This is a genomic window from Streptomyces hirsutus, from assembly GCF_001418415.1.
GTDB classification, from domain to species: Bacteria; Actinomycetota; Actinomycetes; order Streptomycetales; family Streptomycetaceae; genus Streptomyces; species Streptomyces hirsutus.
In genome coordinates this window covers 1-5,566 of record NZ_LIQT01000049.1, presented here as the reverse complement: position 1 = coordinate 5,566, position 5,566 = coordinate 1, and the positions used below count along the sequence as shown (strand labels likewise).

The following is a 5,566-nucleotide window of genomic DNA, read 5'->3' as shown; positions in this document are numbered from 1 at the left end:
CCCACGCTCCTGCCCCCCTCCTCCCGTCCGCGCCCGCAGGTGTCCGCTCCGCCCGTTCGCTCCGGGGTGTGCGGCGGCGCCAGGTCCGTACCGCCAGGGCCGTCACCGTGGCCACCAGCCCGATCCACACCAGCGTCGCGCCGCCGCTCTGCCACCACACCGGCCCGAACCGGGAGAGCGCGGCAACCCCCATCGGCCCGCCCGCCAACGCGGCGAACATCGCCAGCAGGGCCGCACACAGCACCGCCGACAATCCGGCGACACCGGCCGTCCGGCCCGGTGACCAGAACGCGTCCGGCTCCTGCCCCGACCGCTCGCCTCCGGGCTCCACCAGGTGTCCGGCCGTGGTGGCGCCCTTCGCGACGTACCACCCCACCACCGCTCCGGCCGCCAACGGCACTGCCCCGGCCGCCCAGTTCACCGGCGTCCCCGCCCCCGCGTCCGGCACCGCCGCAAGGAGCGGGAACGCGGGCAGCAGCGGGCCCGGTGAGGCGGAGAGCGGTGTCACGGCATGTCCGACGCCGAGGAGGAACCCGGGGCCCAGGGCGTACGACGCCGCCCACACCGCCGCGTTCGGCAGCAGGACGACGCCGAGCAGCAGCACCGCGAGCCGCCCCGACCACCCCTCCGTCAGCCGCAGGAAGGCCCCCTGGGCCTCGCCGCCGTGCCACAGCAGCGACACCGTCAGCAGCAGCGCCCCGCCGCCGACGAGCACCGCCGTCCCGGCCCCCGCCGCGCGCGCCGCGACGCCGAGGCGTCCGTCCGGGCCGAGGAGCAGATGGCGTACGCCCCTCGGCAGCAGCGCACCCACGGTCCGTTCCAGCGGCCCTCGCGGGCAGCCGTACGCCCGCCACACTCCCACGCCCGTGGCCGTCACCGCGACCAGCGGCACGCACACGCCCGCCGACGCCCATGCCGGCCGCAGCCCACCACCCGCGGCGTAGAGCGCGGCGGGCGCGCCGACGGCCAGGTAACCGAGGACGACGCCCGTCCAGGCCGTCGGGCCGCCCACGAGCGGGGCGTCGTCCGACGCGTCCGGCTCGTCCGACACGCCCCCGTCGGTGGCGTCGCGGGCCGCCCGGTGCAGCAGCCACACCGGGAGCGCGAGCAGCAGCAACGGCCGGACGCCGAGTGGGGCCGGCACACCGGAGAGCGTGTCGGTGCGGATCAGTTCGGCACCGTGCGCCAGCAGCCACAGCCCCGCCGCCGTGCTCAGCGCGCCGTCGAGTCCGCTGTCCGGGTACGGCGAGCTGATCCACAGCAGGATCACGAGCATGGCGAACGCGGCGAGCCCGAGCCCCGCCGCGAGGGCGCCGCAGAGGAGGGCGGAGTCCAGCCCGGGCGAGCGGTCGCGCATCCGGGTGAGCAGGAGGGCCGGCCTCGTTCGGCGGGCGGTCGTCTGGATCACACCCGCCATGCTCCCAACGACACGCGCTTTCGCTGCGTAACAGGCGAAGCACCGCTGTGTCGCCCAATATACGGTTATGCACTTTTCCGCACGAAGGGGCGTCCTGTGACACGGAGCGCTGCCACCCCCCTCCCCTCGCCCGAGGAGCGCCGACGCCTGCGCGAGTCCCACGCGCTGCCCCAGGCTCAGTTCGCCCGGCGGGTCGGCGTCAGCCGCAAGACGGTGCGTGCGTGGGAGTCCGGCCGCGCCACACCGCGCGGCCGGAAGGGGGAGGCGTACAGGAAACTGCTGGCCACCGCCACCCCGACGAAACCCGAGCCCACCGGGCAGCAGGGACCCCCGTCGCTCTCCGAACCCTCCGAGTCCGCCGGATCCTCCAAACGCCCCGATCCCTCTTGGCCCTCCGAATGCTCCGACCCCTCCGAGCTCGCCAAGTCGGCCAAATCCTCGGCGCGTTCGGCCAATTCTTCCCCCGAGCATCCTGTCGGGCGGAGCGCCCTGCTGCCGCCCGTCCGGCCCGTCCGGCCCGTTCGATCCATCCGGTCCGTCCATGAGGAGGCCGCCGGTCCCACCACCCTGACGCCTGCTCAGGCATTCGACGCCCTGTACGCCTTCTGCACCCCGGCGCTCGCACGACAGACATATCTTCTGTCCGGTCGTCGCGACCTGGCGCGCGAAGCGGTCGAGCGGGCCTTCCAACTGGCCTGGGACCGCTGGCCCGAGGTGGCCCTCGACCGCGACCCGGCCGGCTGGGTACGCGCGGCGGCGTACGAGTGGGCACTCTCCCCGTGGCACCGGTTCCGGCCCCGCTACCGGCGCCCGGAACCACCGCCCTCACAGCCCTCCGACCGCGCGCTGCTGGACGTCCTGCTGCACCTGCCGCCGCCGCACCGCCGCACGGTCGTGCTCTACGACGGTGTCGGCCTCGACCTGCCGGAGACCGCGGCGGAGACGGAGGCGAGCACGCCCGCGACCGCGAGCCGCCTGCTGCACGCACACGAGACCCTCGCGGCCCGGCTGCCGGAACTCTCGGACCCGCTCGTACTGCACCAACGGCTGGCCGAACTGGCCTCCACCGAACACCTCCGGTCGGCCGCACCGCCGGAGGTACGCGAGGGCAGCGAGCGCAGGGCCCGCTTCTGGACCCGGGCCGTCATCGCCTTCACGCTCACCCTGATCGGCGCCACCGCGTTCACTCTGTACACGACTCCCACCCGCTACGACCCGCCGGTGCCGCCCGGCGAGACGGTCCAGGGAGTGCCACCGCGCGTGGCGCCGGGACCCCTCTCGGACAGGGAGCGGAAGCTGCGCACCAAGCTCCGCGAGGAACTGCTGCACGGCCCGGAGCGGCTGGCACCGCAGCCATGGTGACGGACCCGGTCCCGGAACCGGACGCGGTTCAGGTTCCGCGTCCGGTTCCGGAACAACGGATGGGCCCGTTCCCCTCGAGGGGAACGGGCCCATCCGTATGCTGCGGCCGATCAGCCCGCGAGGATCTCGCGCGCCAGCTTGGCCGTCTCGGTCGGCGTCTTGCCGACCTTGACGCCCGCGGCCTCGAGGGCCTCCTGCTTCGCCTGGGCGGTACCGGACGAACCGGAGACGATGGCGCCGGCGTGGCCCATGGTCTTGCCCTCGGGCGCGGTGAAGCCCGCGACGTAGCCGACGACCGGCTTCTTCACGTTCTCCTTGATGTACGCCGCGGCCCGCTCCTCGGCGTCGCCGCCGATCTCGCCGATCATCACGATCAGGTCGGTGTCGGGGTCGGCCTCGAACGCGGCCAGCGCGTCGATGTGGGTCGTGCCGATGACCGGGTCGCCACCGATGCCGACGGCCGAGGAGAAGCCGATGTCACGCAGCTCGTACATCATCTGGTACGTCAGCGTGCCGGACTTCGAGACCAGGCCGATGCGGCCCGGCTTCGTGATGTCGCCCGGGATGATGCCGGCGTTCGACTGGCCCGGGCTGATCAGACCGGGGCAGTTCGGTCCGATGATCCGGGTCTTGTTGCCCTGCGACACGGCGTACGCGTAGAACGCGGCCGAGTCGTGGACCGCGATGCCCTCGGTGATGACGACCGCGAGCGGGATCTCGGCGTCGATGGCCTCGACGACGGCGGACTTCGCGAAGGCCGGCGGTACGAACAGGACGGATACGTTCGCACCCGTCTTCTCGATCGCCTCGGCGACCGTGCCGAAGACCGGGATGTCGTTGCCGTCGATGTCGACGGAGGTGCCCGCCTTGCGCGGGTTCACACCGCCGACGATGTTCGTGCCGTCGGCCAGCATGAGCTTGGTGTGCTTCATGCCCGTGGCACCGGTCATGCCCTGGACGATGACCTTGGAATCCTTGTTGAGGAAAATAGCCATGGCTGTTTAGTCCCTCGTCCCTTACTTCGCAGCCGCGAGCTCGGCGGCCTTGTCGGCCGCGCCGTCCATGGTGTCCACGCGCTGCACCAGCGGGTGGTTGGCGTCGGAGAGGATCCTGCGACCCAGTTCGGCGTTGTTGCCGTCCAGACGCACGACCAGCGGCTTGGTGACTTCCTCACCCCTGTCCGCGAGCAGCTGCAGCGCCTGCACGATGCCGTTGGCGACCTCGTCGCAGGCGGTGATGCCGCCGAAGACGTTGACGAACACGGACTTGACGTCCGGGTCGCCGAGAATGATCTCCAGGCCGTTCGCCATGACGGCGGCGGAGGCGCCACCGCCGATGTCGAGGAAGTTGGCGGGCTTCACGCCGCCGTGCGCCTCACCGGCGTAGGCGACGACGTCCAGGGTGCTCATCACGAGCCCCGCGCCGTTGCCGATGATGCCGACCTCGCCGTCGAGCTTGACGTAGTTGAGGTTCTTCTCCTTGGCGGCGGCCTCGAGCGGGTTCGCCGCGGCCTTGTCCTGGAGGGCCTCGTGGTCGGGGTGACGGAACTCGGCGTTGTCGTCCAGGGTGACCTTGCCGTCGAGGGCGAGGACGTCACCGGAGGCGACCTTGGCCAGCGGGTTGACCTCGACGAGGAGCGCGTCCTCGGCGATGAAGGTCTTCCACAGGGTGACGAGGACGTCGGCGACCTTGTCGGCCACCTCGGCCGGGAAGTTCGCGGCCTCGACGATCTCGCGCGCCTTCTCGGGGGTCACGCCCTCGTTGGCGTCGATCGGCGTCTTGGCGACGGCCTCCGGACGGGTGGCCGCCACCTCCTCGATGTCCATGCCGCCCTCGACGGACGCGATGGAGAGGAAGGTGCGGTTGGCACGGTCGAGGAGGAAGGAGACGTAGTACTCCTCGACGATCTCCGGAGCGGTCTCGGCGATCATCACCTTGTGGACCGTGTGGCCCTTGATGTCCATGCCGAGAATGTCCGTCGCACGCGCGACGGCCTCGTCCGGGGTTGCTGCCAGCTTCACGCCACCGGCCTTGCCGCGGCCACCGACCTTCACCTGCGCCTTGACGACGGACTTGCCGCCGAGACGCTCGGTGATCTCGCGCGCCGCCTCAGGCGTGTCGATGACTTCACCGGCCAGCACCGGTACATCGTGCTTGGCGAAGAGGTCCCTCGCCTGATACTCGAACAGGTCCACGCGCTTCCGTCCCTATCAGTGATCTCGCGGTTTGTTGGATGCGTGGGCGTGCCGCGAGGGCAACGTGACGACGTCCGCTGTGTCACAAGGGAAGCGCACACGGTGACCGAGCGCGCGGCATGTCCACCTCGCAGGCTATAGCCGGTGGCAGGGCCTCCCGAAATCGCGGGGTCACACCTGAGCGGTGATACCTGTCACATGATGCCCGGATTGGTGACACAGAGTGCCGCCGATGAGCGGCCTCACCGGGCCGGGGACGCCCCGGTGAGGCCCGCCGCACCCCGGAGGAGCAGGGATGTTCCCGCTCTCCGAGGTACCTGATGTCCGGCTCCCGCCCCAGTGGAGACCGGCTCACCCCCTCCACGCGTTCACGGCCGGACAGGCCGGCTGCCTTCGACCGTCCACGCCGGAACGCCCCTGAAGTTCTCCTTACTCGCAAGTCGGATTTCGTACGCGCGGAGCGGAACGCGTCGCACGGCGTGCGGCACGAACGTGCGACACAACGCGACATTCATGGCCTATGTGATGCATGTGACGCACGGAACGTGCGGGGCGTGCGGAACATGCGGAACGTGCGGGGCGTGCGGGGCGT

4 protein-coding genes are annotated in these 5,566 nt (G+C 71.5%); 1 reads left to right on the top strand and 3 read right to left on the bottom strand.

Translation table 11 applies throughout. From position 1 onward, the window contains the following. A partial coding sequence (locus AOK11_RS04330) for a cell division protein PerM (protein WP_055592284.1) occupies positions 1–1,417 on the bottom strand: 1,417 nt, incomplete at its 3' end. 96 nt (positions 1,418–1,513) lie between these two features. Here AOK11_RS04330 and AOK11_RS04325 point away from each other — a divergent pair. Continuing rightward, positions 1,514–2,779, top strand: coding sequence for a helix-turn-helix domain-containing protein (locus tag AOK11_RS04325; protein ID WP_055592283.1), 1,266 nt, complete (start codon positions 1,514–1,516; stop codon positions 2,777–2,779). A gap of 110 nt (positions 2,780–2,889) precedes the next feature. Here the strand turns inward: AOK11_RS04325 and sucD are convergent, their stop codons facing one another. Beyond that, positions 2,890–3,774: a succinate--CoA ligase subunit alpha gene (gene sucD / locus AOK11_RS04320; protein ID WP_055592282.1), complete on the bottom strand. Its 885-nt coding sequence runs from the start codon at positions 3,772–3,774 to the stop codon at positions 2,890–2,892. A 21-nt stretch (positions 3,775–3,795) separates the two neighbouring features. Then, positions 3,796–4,974 carry an ADP-forming succinate--CoA ligase subunit beta gene (sucC, locus tag AOK11_RS04315; RefSeq protein WP_055592281.1) on the bottom strand — a complete coding sequence of 393 codons (1,179 nt, stop codon included), beginning with the start codon at positions 4,972–4,974 and terminating at the stop codon, positions 3,796–3,798. Positions 4,975–5,566: the final 592 nt, after the last annotated feature.

Bases quoted from the DNA above. Each gene is read 5' to 3' on its own strand.
- sucD (WP_055592282.1), bottom strand. From the start codon at position 3,774: ATGGCTATTTTCCTCAACAAGGATTCCAAGGTCATCGTCCAGGGCATG.